Annotated in this window: 17 protein-coding genes; 5 read left to right on the top strand and 12 right to left on the bottom strand. The window is 43.7% G+C overall.

Going from position 1 to position 16,485, the window contains the following annotated elements; genetic code table 11:
* Window positions 1–14 precede the first annotated feature (14 nt).
* From AACM02_RS11455 to AACM02_RS11435, 5 genes are all read left to right on the top strand, one after another.
* Window positions 15–2,390 (top strand): TonB-dependent receptor, encoded by a 2,376-nt coding sequence (locus tag AACM02_RS11455; protein WP_339117066.1) that lies wholly within the window; start codon window positions 15–17, stop codon window positions 2,388–2,390.
* Window positions 2,391–2,402: 12 nt separating this feature from the next.
* A complete protein-coding gene (locus AACM02_RS11450; protein WP_339117065.1) occupies window positions 2,403–2,909 on the top strand; it encodes a DUF4625 domain-containing protein in 507 nt (168 codons plus the stop codon).
* 98 nt (window positions 2,910–3,007) lie between these two features.
* Window positions 3,008–4,033 (top strand): hypothetical protein, encoded by a 1,026-nt coding sequence (locus AACM02_RS11445; RefSeq protein WP_339117064.1) that lies wholly within the window; start codon window positions 3,008–3,010, stop codon window positions 4,031–4,033.
* A gap of 19 nt (window positions 4,034–4,052) precedes the next feature.
* Entirely contained in the window at window positions 4,053–4,787 is a 735-nt protein-coding gene (locus AACM02_RS11440; RefSeq protein ID WP_339117063.1) for a DUF1080 domain-containing protein, read from the top strand.
* Window positions 4,788–4,895: 108 nt separating this feature from the next.
* The gene (locus AACM02_RS11435) at window positions 4,896–5,768 is read left to right on the top strand and encodes a neutral zinc metallopeptidase (protein WP_332455718.1); all 873 of its coding nucleotides are present in this window, start codon (window positions 4,896–4,898) and stop codon (window positions 5,766–5,768) included.
* Window positions 5,769–5,773: 5 nt separating this feature from the next.
* On the opposite strand, the gene AACM02_RS11430 is transcribed toward AACM02_RS11435, so the two are convergent.
* The 12 genes from AACM02_RS11430 to AACM02_RS11375 all read right to left on the bottom strand — a co-directional run bounded on the left by AACM02_RS11430 (window position 5,774) and on the right by AACM02_RS11375 (window position 16,484).
* The gene (locus AACM02_RS11430) at window positions 5,774–6,547 is read right to left on the bottom strand and encodes an ABC transporter ATP-binding protein (protein WP_339117062.1); all 774 of its coding nucleotides are present in this window, start codon (window positions 6,545–6,547) and stop codon (window positions 5,774–5,776) included.
* A gap of 33 nt (window positions 6,548–6,580) precedes the next feature.
* Window positions 6,581–8,062, bottom strand: coding sequence for a DUF5687 family protein (locus AACM02_RS11425; protein ID WP_339117061.1), 1,482 nt, complete (start codon window positions 8,060–8,062; stop codon window positions 6,581–6,583).
* A 20-nt stretch (window positions 8,063–8,082) separates the two neighbouring features.
* Complete coding sequence (locus AACM02_RS11420) at window positions 8,083–9,621, bottom strand: helicase HerA-like domain-containing protein (protein ID WP_339117060.1); 1,539 nt, start codon at window positions 9,619–9,621, stop codon at window positions 8,083–8,085.
* 14 nt (window positions 9,622–9,635) lie between these two features.
* Complete coding sequence (locus AACM02_RS11415) at window positions 9,636–9,881, bottom strand: hypothetical protein (protein WP_339117059.1); 246 nt, start codon at window positions 9,879–9,881, stop codon at window positions 9,636–9,638.
* Between the two features lie 43 nt (window positions 9,882–9,924).
* Window positions 9,925–10,617: a DUF4386 family protein gene (locus tag AACM02_RS11410; RefSeq protein WP_339117058.1), complete on the bottom strand. Its 693-nt coding sequence runs from the start codon at window positions 10,615–10,617 to the stop codon at window positions 9,925–9,927.
* A 118-nt stretch (window positions 10,618–10,735) separates the two neighbouring features.
* The gene (gene bla, locus AACM02_RS11405; RefSeq protein WP_339117057.1) at window positions 10,736–11,878 is read right to left on the bottom strand and encodes a subclass B1 metallo-beta-lactamase; all 1,143 of its coding nucleotides are present in this window, start codon (window positions 11,876–11,878) and stop codon (window positions 10,736–10,738) included.
* A 74-nt stretch (window positions 11,879–11,952) separates the two neighbouring features.
* Window positions 11,953–12,918 carry an NAD(P)-dependent alcohol dehydrogenase gene (locus AACM02_RS11400; RefSeq protein ID WP_339117056.1) on the bottom strand — a complete coding sequence of 322 codons (966 nt, stop codon included), beginning with the start codon at window positions 12,916–12,918 and terminating at the stop codon, window positions 11,953–11,955.
* A gap of 80 nt (window positions 12,919–12,998) precedes the next feature.
* Window positions 12,999–13,250, bottom strand: coding sequence for a hypothetical protein (locus AACM02_RS11395; protein ID WP_339117055.1), 252 nt, complete (start codon window positions 13,248–13,250; stop codon window positions 12,999–13,001).
* A gap of 157 nt (window positions 13,251–13,407) precedes the next feature.
* On the bottom strand, window positions 13,408–13,911 hold the full coding sequence (locus AACM02_RS11390; RefSeq protein WP_339117054.1) for a serine hydrolase domain-containing protein: 504 nt from the start codon (window positions 13,909–13,911) through the stop codon (window positions 13,408–13,410).
* Between the two features lie 88 nt (window positions 13,912–13,999).
* On the bottom strand, window positions 14,000–14,461 hold the full coding sequence (locus AACM02_RS11385) for a phage tail protein (RefSeq protein ID WP_339117053.1): 462 nt from the start codon (window positions 14,459–14,461) through the stop codon (window positions 14,000–14,002).
* A 4-nt stretch (window positions 14,462–14,465) separates the two neighbouring features.
* Entirely contained in the window at window positions 14,466–15,356 is an 891-nt protein-coding gene (locus tag AACM02_RS11380) for a hypothetical protein (protein ID WP_339117052.1), read from the bottom strand.
* Window positions 15,357–15,755: 399 nt separating this feature from the next.
* Entirely contained in the window at window positions 15,756–16,484 is a 729-nt protein-coding gene (locus AACM02_RS11375; RefSeq protein ID WP_339117051.1) for a SprT family zinc-dependent metalloprotease, read from the bottom strand.
* Window position 16,485: the final 1 nt, after the last annotated feature.

Here is a 16,485-nt window from a genome sequence, read left to right as displayed (position 1 = left end):
CAACTTCCTCCTGAATGAAAAAAATTGTTCTGGCGATGACTTTCGCCTTAAGTTTTTTGTTGTCGTTTTCTCAGACTTACTCCCTGAAAGGGTATGTTTGCGATGCCTTGTCCAAGGAGCCGCTTCCCGGAGCGATAGTAGTGCTGGGGCCGAATGAAATTTACGCAGTTTCCGGCAGGGACGGGGCTTTTTCCGTTGATCTGCCCGGAAAAACCCCACATACCCTGGAGGTTCGTTTTACCGGATACGAGTTGCTGACGACGAGCATCATCCTGACTTCCGACACTGTGTTGCACTTCCACCTGGAAACAACCTCCTATTCGTTGAACGAAGTAGTCGTGCACGGGAAAAACGGTCATGGCCGCTTGTTGTCTGCCATCACTGCAAAAGAAATTGACAGGTCCTTTTTCATGAAAAACAATTCGGCCAGCTTTTCAAAATCCTTATCGAAAGTTGCCGGCGTTTCATCGATGGATATAGGGGCAAACGTGGCGAAGCCGGTTATCCGCGGATTGGGTTTCAACCGCATAGCAGTAGCAGACAAGGGGGTTGTTCAGCAAAATCAGCAATGGGGAGCCGATCACGGGCTTGACATTGACCAGTACGACGTGGATAAGGTGTTTATTCACAAAGGGCCTATGTCGCTTTTTTACGGTTCCGATGCCATTGGCGGTGTTATTGAGATCCTTCCGGTGGATCTCCCTTCGGAAAACATGGCTTGGGGGGATGTGTCCCTGATTGCCAAAACGAACAATAATCTGTCGGGAGTAACGGCAATGACAAGCGTAAAAAGGGGAAGGTGGTTTTTTCGCGGACGCCTGACGGCACAACGCTTCGCCGATTATCGCGTTCCGGCCGATACGGTTACCTACCTGACGTGGAAACTGCCCCTTTATGGCCGAAGAATGAAAAACACCGCCGGACGGGAACTAAACACTGCTTTGTCGGCCAACTACAGCCGGGAAAACATCAGCTCGTGGACCCATATTTCCAATGTTTTCTCCAAAAACGGCTTTTTCCCCGGTTCACACGGTATCCCTGATCTGAAAAGGCTGACCCCCGACGGAAATTCTTTTAATATCGGGTATCCATACAGTACCTCCAATCATTTTAAAATCTCCAACGGGACAGAAATCGACCGGGACAATTCATCTTTACACTTCGATATCGGTTTTCAGCAAAATAACCGTGCCGAATGGTCGAAGTTCCATACGCATTACGGCAACCAAGCTCCCCCACAAGTCAGCCCCGACCTGGAATTAAGTTTCTCGTTGCAAACATTGTCCGTCAACTCCCGGCTGTCTTTCGGCAAAGATTCGTTCTGGACAAAAACAGCAGGCATGTCGGTGGAAATCCAGCGAAACAGGGTGGGAGGGTATTCTTTTCTGATGCCTGACTTTGAAAGATATACCGCCGGAGCATATGCGGCAACCTCGTATAAGGTATCCCCGAAACTGATGCTTATCGGAGGGGTGCGTTTCGATTCCGGGAAATTGAATATTCGCGGTTTCTATGACGACACTTTGGCCGATTTCCTGCAACTTGGCGGATATGATGCTGATGATGTCCGGTATTACGCCCGGCGTGCCGATGCCTTAAGAAAGAATTTTCATTCGTTCTCCGGGGCGCTGGGGGCGGTCTATGACCCAAACCGACTGAGTTCACTAAAGATAAACATTGGACGAAGCTTCCGTTTTCCTACTGCTAATGAGTTGGCATCCAACGGGGTGCATCACGGAGCTTTCCGTCACGAGAAAGGAAACAACAGTTTGAAACCCGAAACCGGTTGGCAATATGACCTTGGTTATTCCCTCAAGAACCGGCGATTAAACCTCTCCATCAATCATTTTGCATCCTACTTCTCCAATTATATTTACCTGAACCCTACGGGGCAATGGTCGGTTTTGCCACATGCCGGACAGATTTACGAATATACCCAGTCCCGTGTGTTTCTGGCAGGTGGAGAGCTGGAAGCGGCCTATCGTTTTACCGAGAACCTTTTGTTGTCAGCCAATTGGGAATATGTTTACAACCGGAATATCGACAACGGTTATCCGTTGCCTTTTTCACCACCTGTGGATATGTTGTTGGCACTGATTTATTCCAATCACGGAAAGGGCCCGTTGATCCAGTATTCGGCCAGCCTGGAGAACCAAACCGTGTTTGCACAGAACCGTATTGCCAACAACGAGGAAAAAACGCCGGGAACGTCGTTGATCAACTTGCTTTGCAGCATGAACTGGAAGGTGGGTGATTTCCGTTTTTTTACCGATTTTCAGGTGCAGAATATTTTCGACACCCCTTTTTATAATCACTTGAGTTATTACCGGAAGTTAAATATCCCCGAGCCGGGACGAAACATCCAGTTTATTTTGAAAATACCCTTTTAAATTAATCAAACAATGAAAAAAGTATTTTTTACAACAGTTTTAGCGATAAGCGCCTTTGTTTTCTTATCGTGTGAAAAAGAGTCGATTGACGCCGAAAGGCCTGTAATTAAATTAATTGCCCCTGAAGAAGAGGAAGGCATCAAGCCCGGATCCGATATTCACTTCGATGCGGTCTTAACGGACAATGTTGCCTTAAAGTCGTATAAAATCAATATACACGGAGCATTTGACGGGCACAGCCACAGTGCGGCAACACGTGCGGCCGGTGATGTTGTTGCTTTTGAAAAAACCTGGCTGGAAGCCGATTTTATTCAACTCGGAGACGAGCCGATTGCGGGAAAAAAAGAAGCCCGGCTTCATCACCACCACATGGTGATCCCCGCAGAAATTGACGGGAAGCCCATCCGGGAAGGACATTATCATTTTACAATCTATTGCACGGATGAGGCAGGAAATGAGTCTTTTATCGCTCGGGAAATTGAAATATCCTCCAGTGCCGAAGAGCATATGTACCATTAATAAGCGGTTTTTTAAAAAAGTAAGGAAGTGGGATCAATTCCCACTTTTTTTGTTTTATATTTGTAGAATCAATCATCGAATATCAAATTCATATAAGGGTGTTGAAATTTAATCCGGGAGAAACAGTTATTCTTTTCGTCCTGTTTTTCTTTTCGTCTTGCAATTTTTCAGGAGAGAGCGGGCAGGTGATGACGGTGAACGGGATAATCCCATCCGGCTCAGCGGGAGTATTTCTCACGCACGAGCATCTTCTGGTTGATTTTATCGGTGCTGACTCCCTATCCGCCGACAGGTGGAAGAGAGAAGAGGTCGTTCAAAAAATGTTGCCTTTTTTGCTGGAAGCGAAGGAGTCGGGTTGCCAGACCTTTGTGGATTGCACTCCCGATTATTTGGGGCGTGATGTCCTTCTGTTGCAGGAACTGTCGAAATTATCGGGCGTTAATATTCTTACCAACACCGGATTTTACGGAGCCGTGGACAACAAGTTCGTCCCCCGGTTTGCTTTCGATGAAAGTGCCGGCCAGTTGGCCGAAAGATGGATAAACGAATGGGAACACGGAATAGGCGGCACAACCGTTAAACCGGGGTTTATCAAAATCGGGGTCAATAGTACAAACTTATCGGGAATGAATACCAAATTGATATCGGCTGCCGCCAAAACCCACCTTAAAACCGGATTGGTTATCGCATCCCACACGGGCCCGTCGTCTCTGGCATTTGAGCAACTTTCCGTTCTGCAAGAAGAAGGGGTGTTGCCCGATGCTTTTATTTGGGTACATGCGCAAGCGGAAAAGGATTCCGTAAAACGTGCGGAAGCAGCCCGTCTGGGTGCCTGGATAAGCTTGGACGGGCTGAACGAGGACAACATTCCGGATTACATCAAGATGATAACCGGGATGAAGAATGAAAATCTGTTGCATAAAGTACTTCTGTCGCACGATGCCGGCTGGTACGATCCGGCGAAGCCCGGCGGTGGCGAAGTCCGGGGATATACGGCTCTTTTCCGTGAACTTGTCCCTGCCTTGTTGAACAACGGTTTTACCCGTGAAGAAGTGCGGCTTTTGCTGGAGACAAATCCCGTGAAAGCTTTCGAAATAAAGGTCAGAAAAAACACGAATAACTAATTATTAAAAATTTTAAGCAATGAAAACTACATGGATCTACCTGTTATCAATTCTTTTCCTTGTTTCCTGCGGAGCAACGCGTCCGACAAAAGTGAACGAATTGACCAACAAAGAAGAAAAACAAGGATGGACACTTTTGTTCAACGGAAAAGATTTTACCGGATGGCGTCAGTACAACGGGAACAGTGTGCCCGGAAACTGGACCATTGAAGACGGTACCATGAAAGTGTTTACGGCCCCGAATGCACGGCCGGGACAAGGGGTAGGGGGCGATCTGATTTTCTTCGCCAAAAAATTCAAAAACTTTGAGCTCTCCATTGACTGGAAAGCCGAAAAAGAAGCCAATTCCGGTATTTTCTACAACGTCCGCGAAGAAAAAGGGAGGGCCATTTACAGCTCGGCGCCCGAAGTCCAAATTCTGGATAACGAGAATGCTAGCGACAACAAAATAGACAGTCACCTCGCCGGATCGCTTTACGATATGCTGCCTGCGGATCCAAAGACCGTGAACCCTTACGGGGAATGGAACACGATTGTTATTCGGGTGGACAACGGCAAGGTTACCCATACGCAAAACGGGGTGAAAGTAGTTGAATACACCTTGTGGACAAAAGATTGGGACAGAATGGTGGAAAACAGCAAGTTCAAAAGTTTTCCCGGATTCCAGGAAGGTGTTTCCCGGGAAGGTTATATCGGGTTGCAAGATCACGGATATGCCATCTGGTTCCGTAACGTGAAAATCAGGGAGTTGTGATTTAGTACTTTATCCCGAACAAAAAATGTAGATTTGCGTTTGAATTAAAAGTATAATCAAAACCAAAAATACGTTCGGAGCAAACCGACACGTAAAAAGAATTATCGTATGAAATGGATAAACAGAAACGATAGCGAATCCAACTACGAAGATCGTCGGGGTAGAGGAGTGAAGCGGGGAGCTGCATTCGGCGGTGTTGGGATGATCATTGTTGCCATAATCGCCCTGTTGTTGGGGAAGAACCCTTTTCAGGCCATCGATATGGTAAACAGTGTGGTGCCCGGACAAACATCGGAAGAGGTGGTGGATCCTTCGCGCATGAACGAAAACGAAGACCTGAAAGTATTCACGCTTGGTGTTTTTAACAGCGCCAACGATGTGTGGACGGAAATTTTCAGGACTCAGATGGGTGAAAGTTACCGTAACCCGGTTCTTGTGAATTTTACCGATCAGACCACCTCTGCCTGCGGCGGCGCAACGGCTCAGGTGGGGCCTTTTTACTGTCCCGGCGATGAAAAAGTCTATATCGACCTCAACTTCTTTCACCAGTTGACACGCGATTACGGTGCTAGGGGCGACATGGCAATGGCTTACGTTACGGCTCATGAAGTGGGGCATCACGTGCAGAAACTGCTGGGTATTGTCGATCAGGTAAACCAATACCGGGGCCGTATCAGTGAAGCTGAATACAACAAGATCATGGTCAAGATGGAACTGCAGGCCGATTTTTTCGCCGGGTTGTGGGCCAATCAGGCCAGCAAACTGGGAATAATTCAACTCGAGCCGGGAGACTTGGAGTCGGCCATCAGCGCCACGACCGCCGTTGGTGATGATACCCTGCAAAAGGAGGCGATGGGTTACACCGTCCCTGATTCATTCACACACGGAACGGCTGCCCAACGGACATACTGGTTCCGCAAAGGTTACCAGACCGGCGATATCCGGCAAGGTGACACGTTCAACGATCCGAGCCTCAGATAGATCCGTTACACGGCAAAATAACTTTCCAATTCTTTCAGGGTGTCCTGGGTGGTTTGGGTATCCCTCACCACCAGCCCTTTCTCGAGAACAACAATGCGGTCACAGACTTCCGTAACGTGGTTGAGGTCGTGGCTCGAAATAAGCATCGTCATGCTCCTGGTACTTTTCAGTTCATTGAGCATCCGTTTCAGGCGGATTTGCGAAGTGGGGTCGAGCGCGGTGAACGGCTCATCGAGAACAAGTATCTGCGGATCGCTGAGAAGTGCGGCGGCTATCCCGGTCTTTTTCTGGTTCCCTTTCGAGAGGTCGCGGATCAGCTTCTTCGAACCCAAGATCTCGCCGTTAAAGAACTCCTTCATCGACTCTAAAAAGGCGGTAATATCGCCTTCCGATTTTCCGTAGACTTTTCCCGTGAAAGCAAAATATTCCTCGGGAGTAAGAAAGTCGATCAGGAAACTCTCGTCGAGGAACGACCCCACTTTCGATTTCCAGTCGTCGCGACGGGCAACTCTTTCTCCGTCAATACGTACTTCGCCCGAGCTCGCTTCAATCAGGTCGAGTATCAGCCGGAAAAAAGTGGTTTTTCCTGCGCCGTTGTTTCCAACCAGTCCGAAGCTTTCGCCGTTCTTAACAGTTATTTCCGGAATATTTAAAACAGCTACGCCGTTGTATATTTTCTTGAGATCGGTTACTTTAATCACAGTATTTACTGCAATGGGTACGGGTGGCGGCATTGAAATTGCGGTATCCAGGGTTGGTTGAATTTCTTCAGCGTTCATATCGTTAATTTTAATTATTTGTTGGGAGTAAGTTCATTCCTTCTTTCTGAATCCTTCGCAAAGCGCGTATTTCCGCCTCAAGAACTGCTTTTCGGTAACTTCGAGCAGTTGTTTCCAGAAAACAATGCCGGCCAGCCCCAGGACGGACAAGATGATGAGTGCGATGTGTTTAGCGGAAAACAACGAGAAAATACCGATTAATCCCATCGGAACAACCAGCAGGGGAATCATGATGATGAAGTTTTTGTAGCTCACTCCCTGCATGTTCATGGCAGAGCCTTTTGAGAGTTCCAACCGTTTGGTATTGAACGTGGCCCCAAAGAGGTAGACGTGGATGTTCACCCCTGCGTTATACAGGAAAGCGACCGAGTGATTGATCAGAATATCCCTTCCAAACAGGAAATAGGGCGTGGTAAGTATGAAGGAGATGATGCTGAGCGACAACAGTAGAAAATAATTGGCCTTGATGTACGACTGGGTATCGATGTCTCTTGTCATCAGGAAATCGAAATAGGAACCTTCCCAGTTGATGATCCATTGTCCGAACAGGATCATGCCTATGCCGGTAACGAAGATAGCGACGAACATCAGCATGGCATCGTTTTCCTTGTACATGTCGCTGGGGTAAAACAGCAACCCGTAGAGCAGGAAAAGTACAGCTGTGTAGAGCACGTTCTTGGTCCGTTTATGCCTTAACACGAGTTTCATCTCCAGGGAAATGATCTCTCCTATTTTCCCGAAACGTTCCATGAACGTGAAGTTTTGGGTTTCGGCCTGCTTCCGGATTGTTTTTCTGTCGAAGTTCTCGGGATAATAATTCTGAGCGAAGAACCCTTTGTTCAGCAGGAAAGCTGATCCGCTGAATACCAAAACAATTATCCATCCAATCGGATTTTCGATAAGGAAGCCGAACACCTGCTGCGATAACGCGAAAAGGGAGTAGATGTTGAAATATTCCAATGCTGCCAGTCCGGCGACGATCAGGAGAAAAGAGGCGATTCCCGTAATGGATGACCCGAATTTACGTTTCAGGAAAGAAGCAAAAAGCGTGTTGAACCAGATCAGGAAAATGACGATCAGAACAAACCGGAACGCTCCGCCCAAACCGTATGCCGGATGAATACCCGTGACGGAAAAAGGTATGGCAAAACAAAGTGTGAGGTAGTTTGCCGGGTTAAGCAAGGGTTTGATCAATAGATAATTAACCAGCTTGCTTCTTTTCACCGGCAACACCTGATAGCTTTGCAGGTTAATGGTGCTCAACGGCTGAAACAGAAACCGGAAAAGCAATGCCAGGACAGTTACGTAAATCAGGATACCGTTAAACGTGAGTGCGGGATCGAGTTTCGGAGCAGCTTCTGCCAGGATTTTCGGCATCATAAAACCCAGAAGTACGAATATTACCAGGAAGTATACAGCGCTCAGCCCGACGAATATATTAACGATCAGGTTTTTATAATATCCGGGTGCGCGTACACTTTTCAGCCAATAGTGTTTGAAAAATGTTGAATACATGAAGTTTTAGTCTGATGCTTTTATTTTTTTCCGAAAAATGCGCCGAAAATGCTTCGGGTGATGGTTCTGCCGAGTTGCGAACTTATTTGCCGTGTGGCACTTCTGCCCACTTGCTCCAGCAAATCGCCCACGATGCCCCGCTCTTCTTTTTTCCTGCGGGCTTCGGCGCGTCTTTCACGTTCGGCTTCCGCCTGTAACCTCCGTTCCTCTTTTTCCAGACGGATACGCTCTTTCTCGGCTTCTGCCTGCTCACGTTCTTCGGCGAGCAGTTCCTGTTTTTGGGAAAGAATTTCGAAAGCGGATTCCCGGTCGACCAGTTTTTCATACACTCCATAAATGAGTGATTGCTTCATTATCTGGTCCCTTTCTCCTGCCGTAATCGGTCCGATCTGGCCCTGCGGCGGCAGGATATTGGCGCGTTGCACCATTTGGGGCGCACCTTTTTCATCGAGGAACGACACCAGCGCTTCGCCGGTGTTCAGTTGTGTGATAGCCTCTTCCGTGTCGAACTTCGGATTGGACCGGAACGTGTTGGCCGCCACCTTTACCGCTTTCTGATCGTTGGGCGTGTAGGCTCGGAGCGCGTGTTGCACACGGTTGCCGAGTTGTCCGAGAATTACGGGCGGGATATCGGCGGGATTTTGCGTGCAGAAATAGATACCTACCCCTTTGGAGCGGATGAGGCGAACAATCTGTTCCACCTTTTCGAGCAACGGCTTGGGCATGTCGTTAAACAGCATGTGTGCTTCATCAAAGAAAAAAACCAGTTTAGGCTTGTCCATATCGCCCACTTCGGGCAAGTTGTTAAACAGGTCGTCGAGCAGCCAAAGTAGGAAAGTGGTATACACCCGTGGGGAGTTCATCAGTTTGTCGGCGGCCAAAATGTTGATTACTCCTCTTCCTTGCTCCGTTTGCATAAAATCGGTAATCACCAGTTCGGGCTCACCGAAGAATTTGTCGGCGCCTTCGCTTTCCAGGCGTAGCAGCGCGCGTTGTATGGCGCCGATGCTTGCCGGAGAGATGTTCCCGTATTCGGTGGTGTATTTTGCCCGGTTGTCTCCTACGAACTGGATCATCTTTTGCAAGTCTTTCAAGTCGAGGAGCAGCAGGTTGTTATCGTCGGCAATTTTGAAAACCATAGTCAGTACCGCTCCCTGAGTTTCGTTCAGTTGCAGCAGTCGTTCGAGCAACATCGGCCCCATTTCGGTAACGGTTGTCCGCACCGGATGCCCCTGTTCGCCGAAAACGTCCCAGAACCTCACCGGGAAGCCTTTAAACTCAAATCCTTTTTCACCTAACTTATAACCGTCCACGCGTTTGGAAACGCTCTCCTTGTTTCCGCCTGTTTTGGCCACGCCGGAGAGGTCGCCTTTCATGTCGGCGGCAAAGACGGGTACTCCCATTTCGCTGAATGTTTCAGAAAGTGTTTGCAAGGTGACGGTTTTTCCTGTTCCTGTGGCACCTGTTATTAGTCCGTGGCGGTTTGCCATTTTGGGGATAAGGCAAACTTCAGCCTCGTTGTTGATGGCTATAAAAGCGCGTTTGCTGTTGTCGAACATAGGTTTGTAAAGTTTTAGCAGGTATAATGGACAAAGTTAAGGAAATATTTGGAAAAGACGTGTGAAGTTCCGTGAAGAATGGCGGTTTTCCGATAATTCTCTTTCCAGATTGCCTCACCTGAATATGAGAGCAGGTTATAGGTCAGGACAGCCATCGTTTCGGTCGATCCGTTTTTCGTGGGCAGGGTCGAAATAGGGTGAGGGATTACCATCATGCCATGCTTCGAGAGCGGCTCTCTCCAAATCAATAATTGTCTCACTAATGGTACGCTTTTTCATGTTATTCTGTTTTTATATACTGAATCAGGCTTTCATTTGTATGAGTCTTCTCCCTATTAAGACAGAAAAGACAATCCAGGGGACAAGAGAGAGTAATGAACAAATCAAGCCCAGGGTCCCTGCTGTCGAAGGAATTATCATAAAAATCCCTGCAATCAGGCCCCACGTGGCTGAAGATCTTTTAAAATCCCTTGATTTATACATTGTCATGGAAATCAAAATGAGCGTAATGGCATTAAACACATAATATACATCAAATGCCGTTCCTTTATATCTTGCTATCAAGCCTTGCCCTACCGCCAGCAACTGCTGTTTATACTCCATTGATTCCGCGGAGAAATATTGTTTGCTGATTGATAACATTTCAAATCCAACGGCAGATACATAATAAACTGCAATTCCTGTTAATCCGATTATCGTGGCGATAAGCATATTGGTGAAATTTACTTTCCTTAATGCTGCAAATAATCCAAGGTACACCAGGATTAAAACCCCGTTATTTATATAGTACAAGAGATCAAGGCTCAATAATCCAATGAGCCAATTTTTACGGAACAGTTCAAAAAATCCCATTGTGGTTTCAGGGGGAGGAAAGAGGGTGAATATAACCAGTTGTATCGGTATTATTAAAACGATTACTATAGCTGCGACTCCGCCAACCTTGTACAAATTATTCCAATTTAACTCTTCGTTGGACTTGTATTCTGTTTCTTCCATTTTTGTTATTTTGTTTGTTCCGTTTACAAAGGCCGCTATTTATCCAAAGAATCATATGGTTTCTTATGTCGTCTTATTCTTGCGCGGAACAGTGTAGGCTATATCAGCGGCAACTTTTTCATTCAAACAGCTTAATCGTATAATCCAAAAGCTCGATTCCGCCGGATTTCCCGTGTCCGACTATAATTTTTTTTACTTCTGGATACTTCATCTTTACTTTTCTTACTGTATTCGGCCACTCTTCTACATTTGCTTCCGCAAGATTACCTTTCCCCGCTCCTGCTTCTTTTATTAAACAACCCCCAAACATAATATCTTCCAGGGGGAAATAAGCAATAATGTTATCGCAGGAATGACCTTCTCCCAGAAAATCAACATACACTTCTTCGTTGCCGACTTTCAATTCAAAATGTTCATCAAACCCGTGCTTCGGCATAGTAGAACCATTTTCTTTCAGTACTTGTATCGTTCTGTTGTAGGCGTAAGAAATAATGTCCTGTCTGTGAAATTCCTCCAGGCCTCCCAAGTTGTCGATATGATAATGCGTTGGAATAACCGCTATAATTTTGCATTTCAACGATTGTGTTAACCAGTCAATCAGCTCGCGAGATGTTTCATTGTCTGTCGGTGTATCGAAAACAACAGCTTCATTGTTGTTCACAATAATCATTCCGTTGCACGAAATTTTCTCGAAGTTCCCAAAATCAAGAAATGAAATATGCTGATATACATGCTCCGAAACCTGATTGATCATCAAAGACGCTGACCTGTATGCCCTGTTCTCCGTTGTTCGATCTATGTTGACATTGCCATGAGCTATAGAGTGAGTTCCATCCGGATTTACAATTATGTTGCCATGAACGGTAGAGTGCGTTCCGTTTGGATTTACAATTACATTGCCATGAACTGTAGAGTGAGTCCCGTCCGGATTTACAATTACGTTGCCATGAACAGTAGAATGCGTTCCGTCCGGATTTACTACAACTGTCTGTCCTACCACATCTGTCACAAATACAATACAACAAATCATCAATAAAATTTTCATATTTCTTCCTCTAGGCCTTGACTTGCTAATTTTGCACTTTTCCAGCACGGTTCGCCAAAACTCCATAAGCTGGTAGGTTATCCTTCCGTATAACGCTGTGTCAGCACTTCTCAAGAGGTCAGCGTAATGCTGATGTATTTCATCGTCAGGGATACCTGAGGTATGGTCACAAAACCCGTCAAGCGTCATATTGATTGCTGCAATTACTTTTTTCATAATTTTTTTTGTCAGTCTGTTTTGTGAATCGTCCTACAATGACTAGTAACGGTTGTTAGTGGCTGGTGTTCTTATCATTCATGTATCTTTAAAATAACATTACCTGTTTTTTGCCCCGATTCAACGTATCTGTAAGCATCCACAATTTGGCCTAACGTATAAAATCTGTCTATTACAGGCTTGAATTCACCTTTTTCAACAAGCTCTTTCAAAAATATTATATCTTGCTTGGTGATAGACGGAATTGAAAACAAAAGTCTTTTACCTCCCCAAAGTGGTGTGGTCAATGCAAATAATATATTTTCTGCGTTTTTCCCAAATTCCGTTGAGATGTATATTCCTTTTTCAGTTAATAAAGGTTTGCACTTACCAAATGAACTTTTTCCCACTGCGTCAAAGATGAAAGCAAACTTATCTTCTGTCTTTGTAAAATCCTGTGTCTGATAATCAATGACTGTGTCTGCACCGAGAGATCTCACCAGATCTACGTTTTTTGTATTACAGACAGCAGTTACTATTGCTCCAAAGTGTTTTAATAATTGTACGGCTGCAGAACCGATAGCCCCCGTTGCTCCGTAGACTAGAACTTTTTGTCCACGCTCTACTTTTGCTGCCCGAATATTTACTAAGGCATAATGAGATCCTTCCGTAATAGCTGCCGCTTCATCAAAACTCATATTCTCCGGCATGTTTATAACCGCATCGTTTTCAGCGATTGTCAGATATTCTCCGTGTCCACCAAAGGTTTTATCATTGAAGCCAAAAACTTTATCTCCATTCCTGAATGCAGTTACATATTTCCCAACTTCTTCAACAACACCCGAAAACTCACAACCCAGTATTTTGTGTTTTGGTCGAAATAGTCCGCTCCAAAATCTTGAAATAAAATATTCAGCACTACGGAATCCCGAATCGGTGCGGTTAACTGTTGACGAATATACCTTAAGCAATATTTCATTGTCCCTCGGTGAAGGCCTGGCGACTTCCGTTAATCTGGCAACTTCCGGTGGGCCGTATTTTGAGTATATAATTGCTTTCATTTTCTATTTGATTTGTTGATTCTTGATCGTCTTGTCCCACACTTACCACTAACATGCCGGATCGCGGAGTGCGTCCTTTTTTATTCTCTCGTGAATGTAAATTGTCCACCGCCTTGTTTTAGGATCATTGTGTTGTCTGCCGGACTGAACTCCAACACAACTCCCGCCCGGTCAAACTTAAATTTATCTTTTTCGGTTGCTTCAAGTGGAAACGCTGATTGTCCTGTTGCTTGTGCGATTAACGTATTTCCGTCTTTTGTAATTGTAATTTTCAAAGCGATTTGCTTGGAAGCATAAACACCCAGATACCCGTCCAATTCTTCCGGAGTCAAGTTGTAAGTTGCGAATACCGGAATTTCGTATGGCTTGTCGTAAACCGCACTTAAAACCGCAATAGAAATGTCATTGTTATTGAAGTTTGTTCCGTTTGAAGTTAAAGCGTACGAAATCTTGTCGTCGGTAAAATGCGAGTAAACCGAACTGAACCCATCAGTCTGGCTTGAAGTCGCTACCGCCTTTTGAAATGATTTCCACCATTTCTTTTTCTGTCTTTGGTTGCGTGTTCCAGGTCAAGTAATCTTTGTCGCTTGTGAAATTGTGTATTCCGCTTCTATGACATAGCAAATGCTTTACGGTAATTTCATCTGCATTTATGATTGTTGGAAACCATTTGTCAATAGTTTGGTTCAGGCATACCTTTTTTTCTTCAACCGCTTTTAAAACCAAAACGGCTGTGAACGATTTAGAAATGGAGCCAATTCTGTATTTAGAATTTTCAGTTGCTTTGGTGTTGTTTTCAACGTCTGCGAGACCAACGGTTTTTGAATAAATTATTTCTCCGTTTTTTGAAACGGCGACGCTTCCCATAAACTTATTGTTTTGTTCAAGTGCGTTGAAATAGTTATCTAATTTAGTTTTGTCAAAACCGGTTTGAGCAATTCCTATTTGACCTAATGTCAGAACTAGAGCTGTTGTTAAGATTGTTTTTGTCATTTTTTGTCTTGTTAATGTTGTCGTTTACGGGTCGCCTTTGAATAACGTTTAGTGTATGGATAGTAACTGATTAAGGATTTTATTTCTGTCAAGTTTCAAGCTCTGTCGTTAATCCTTCATGCGCTAACTCTAACGTCTCTATTGCAACTTCATTTGCATCCGATTTTAAATCCGGACTTGAAATTTTAGTAGGCCAAGCATTTGTCAACCTCCAAGTCATAATAGGTTTTCCACCTTCATCCAACAACTGGATTGTTACTGTTTCTCTTTTAATGGTATTCATTTTAATGGCATCATACCAATTAAAGAAATTATTGTCTTTCACTAAAACGCCTTTCTTAAGAATAATGTTTCCTCCTTTAGTTAATCCAGGCATTTTAATCGTTGAGAATTGTTTGCCATCTCCATGTCTGTATTCCATGGGTTGTGTATCTGTTCCTAATCCGGAAATTTCTTGAAACGATATTGTCTTGTCTTGTGAACCGAATTTAACTGTAAAGTAAAACTTGGGTAATGGCCATACATTATTATCTTGAGTTTCTCCTGTCATAATATTATAGATTTGATTTTTTTATTATCGTCGTTTTAAAATCATATCCTTCAATCTCGTGTTTTTTTAAGTCATACTGTTTATTGTCAAGATATTTCTCAATAAACGGTAAATCCGGTGCATAGTGAAAGCTGCCACCGATTTTCAATGAGTTCAGAATATTCATATAAGTTTTGGCATATTCGATATAGTTGCCGTCTTCTCTCAAATTATGATGATTAAAATGATTGGAAAATCCCAGGTTACTGACTACGGTTCCCCATTTGTCTGTTCCGTAATCGTATTCCAGCCAATCTGATGTTATTAAATTTGAGGTTGAAAACTTAAATCTGTCAATCCCATAAGCTTCAATTTTTTGATTTCTAAAATAATCTACCAGATATCCATTGATTCCGCAACCTATATCCAAAACCGGTTGTAATAAATGTTTAATATCAACCTGTAAAATTTTAAGTTGCAATTTAGGGGTATATTCAGAGCAAACAACTGGACTTATATTCTCGTTGTCATTTTCATATAATTTTTCTGCGAAAGGATTATTTTCTTTAAGCCAGAATTTTAGCTTTTCGTAATGTTCTTTTGAAATGTTGTCAATTGAATATGCTCTTGTCTGAAGGGCTTCGAATAAATTAGAATATATTTGTCTTAAGTTGTTTTTAGCTTTTAAGTCAAACGAATAGTATTGATTTACTCTGCAAAACTCTTCGATGGCTTTGTCTTTTGCATAATCAATTAAATACTCTTTAGAATGAGGGGTTAGTTTGTCAATATTCGAAATAGCTTTTACTGTTTCATTGGCAAATTGAAATATCTCCAGATTATCAAGAAAAATGTTTTTACCTTGATTAAATCCTATTTGTTTATCAATATTTTCGGTAAATCTGTCTGTTAGCATTGGTCTCTTCGTATATGGCATAACGTTTGGCGGTATGGTTAGTTGCCGATTTCGAAGCACTTTCCTATCAAGTTACAACTACTTTTGATACGAGCTGTGCCGCTCGAATACCCACTGCACCGGCAATTAACTATACCGCGTGTTGGCAACTGGTGTTCATTCATATCCGTCTGTTATTCATTTATTTAGCTTTTATATTCTTGTCATTGTCAAACTGCACCAACCTATCCACGAAGCACAAATTTATTTTGTTTTTTTGAGCGTGGGCAATCCTAAAACCGTCCTGAAAGGCGGTTACTCGGGCTGGAGAGTCGGAAGCTCTTTTGCAAGCCTTTGGTTTAAGCGTTGGCTTGTGTGGGCTTGCAAATGTGCTTACGACTGTGGGTTGGCTATATGTTTCTAATAATCCCATTCTCCGTGACTTACTGGTAATCTATTTAGTTCTTCTTTAAAAAATTTCCATTGCGGAATATATTTATCCATTAAAGCCATAAATCTATCGTTGTGATGCCTTTCAATGAAATGAATCATTTCGTGAACTATGATGTATTCCAAACAATGAATTGGTTTTTTCGCTAATTCAAGGTTTATCCAAATCCGTTTTTTCTCAATATTGCAAGTTCCCCATTTGGTTTTCATTTGTTTTACTTGCCATTCAGAAACCTGCACACCAATTTTCTGTTCCCACTTTTGAATGATTTCTGGAATAAGCTTTTTTAGCTCTACACGATACCATTCATTGATAGCAATTTGCTTTTGTTCAATGGTACTGTTTGGTCTGATAAATAAATCAATATACGTTTTTGTTTTTATCTCAACTCTGGCGGGGGCTTCATGTTCTGTTATTCTCAGTAAAAACCGTTTGCCTTGAAAATAATGACTTTCTCGTTGTTTAAATTCTCTGGGCGATTGTCTGTCCTGAGCTTTAAAATGTCTCTGATGTTTACGAATCCACGCAATTTTTGAAATAGCAAAAAGTCTTACAGCTTCGTCGTTTACATTTAAAGGTGTTGCAATACGAACTCTGCCAGTTGGCGGATAAACAGCCAAATGCATATTCTTGATGTCTTTTCGAACTACATCAATGGATAAATTTGAAGTAATATGTAAAACTTTTACTTCTTCCATG

Origin of the sequence: Petrimonas sp., assembly GCF_963921705.1 — a bacterium.
GTDB classification, from domain to species: Bacteria; Bacteroidota; Bacteroidia; order Bacteroidales; family Dysgonomonadaceae; genus Petrimonas; species Petrimonas sulfuriphila.
Note: the sequence above shows the minus strand (reverse complement) of the source record. Positions and strands in the feature narration are given on the sequence as shown.

Excerpts from the sequence above, each read along its gene's own strand:
- AACM02_RS11400 (WP_339117056.1), bottom strand. The coding sequence starts at position 12,918 with ATGAAAGCAATTATATACTCAAAATACGGCCCACCGGAAGTTGCCAGA.
- AACM02_RS11380 (WP_339117052.1), bottom strand. The coding sequence starts at position 15,356 with ATGCTAACAGACAGATTTACCGAAAATATTGATAAACAAATAGGATTT.
- AACM02_RS11425 (WP_339117061.1), bottom strand. The coding sequence starts at position 8,062 with ATGTATTCAACATTTTTCAAACACTATTGGCTGAAAAGTGTACGCGCA.
- AACM02_RS11410 (WP_339117058.1), bottom strand. The coding sequence starts at position 10,617 with ATGGAAGAAACAGAATACAAGTCCAACGAAGAGTTAAATTGGAATAAT.
- AACM02_RS11430 (WP_339117062.1), bottom strand. The coding sequence starts at position 6,547 with ATGAACGCTGAAGAAATTCAACCAACCCTGGATACCGCAATTTCAATG.
- AACM02_RS11440 (WP_339117063.1), top strand. The coding sequence starts at position 4,053 with ATGAAAACTACATGGATCTACCTGTTATCAATTCTTTTCCTTGTTTCC.
- AACM02_RS11420 (WP_339117060.1), bottom strand. The coding sequence starts at position 9,621 with ATGTTCGACAACAGCAAACGCGCTTTTATAGCCATCAACAACGAGGCT.
- bla (WP_339117057.1), bottom strand. The coding sequence starts at position 11,878 with ATGAAAAAAGTAATTGCAGCAATCAATATGACGCTTGACGGGTTTTGT.
- AACM02_RS11435 (WP_332455718.1), top strand. The coding sequence starts at position 4,896 with ATGAAATGGATAAACAGAAACGATAGCGAATCCAACTACGAAGATCGT.
- AACM02_RS11455 (WP_339117066.1), top strand. The coding sequence starts at position 15 with ATGAAAAAAATTGTTCTGGCGATGACTTTCGCCTTAAGTTTTTTGTTG.
- AACM02_RS11450 (WP_339117065.1), top strand. The coding sequence starts at position 2,403 with ATGAAAAAAGTATTTTTTACAACAGTTTTAGCGATAAGCGCCTTTGTT.
- AACM02_RS11390 (WP_339117054.1), bottom strand. The coding sequence starts at position 13,911 with ATGACAAAAACAATCTTAACAACAGCTCTAGTTCTGACATTAGGTCAA.
- AACM02_RS11385 (WP_339117053.1), bottom strand. The coding sequence starts at position 14,461 with ATGACAGGAGAAACTCAAGATAATAATGTATGGCCATTACCCAAGTTT.
- AACM02_RS11375 (WP_339117051.1), bottom strand. The coding sequence starts at position 16,484 with ATGGAAGAAGTAAAAGTTTTACATATTACTTCAAATTTATCCATTGAT.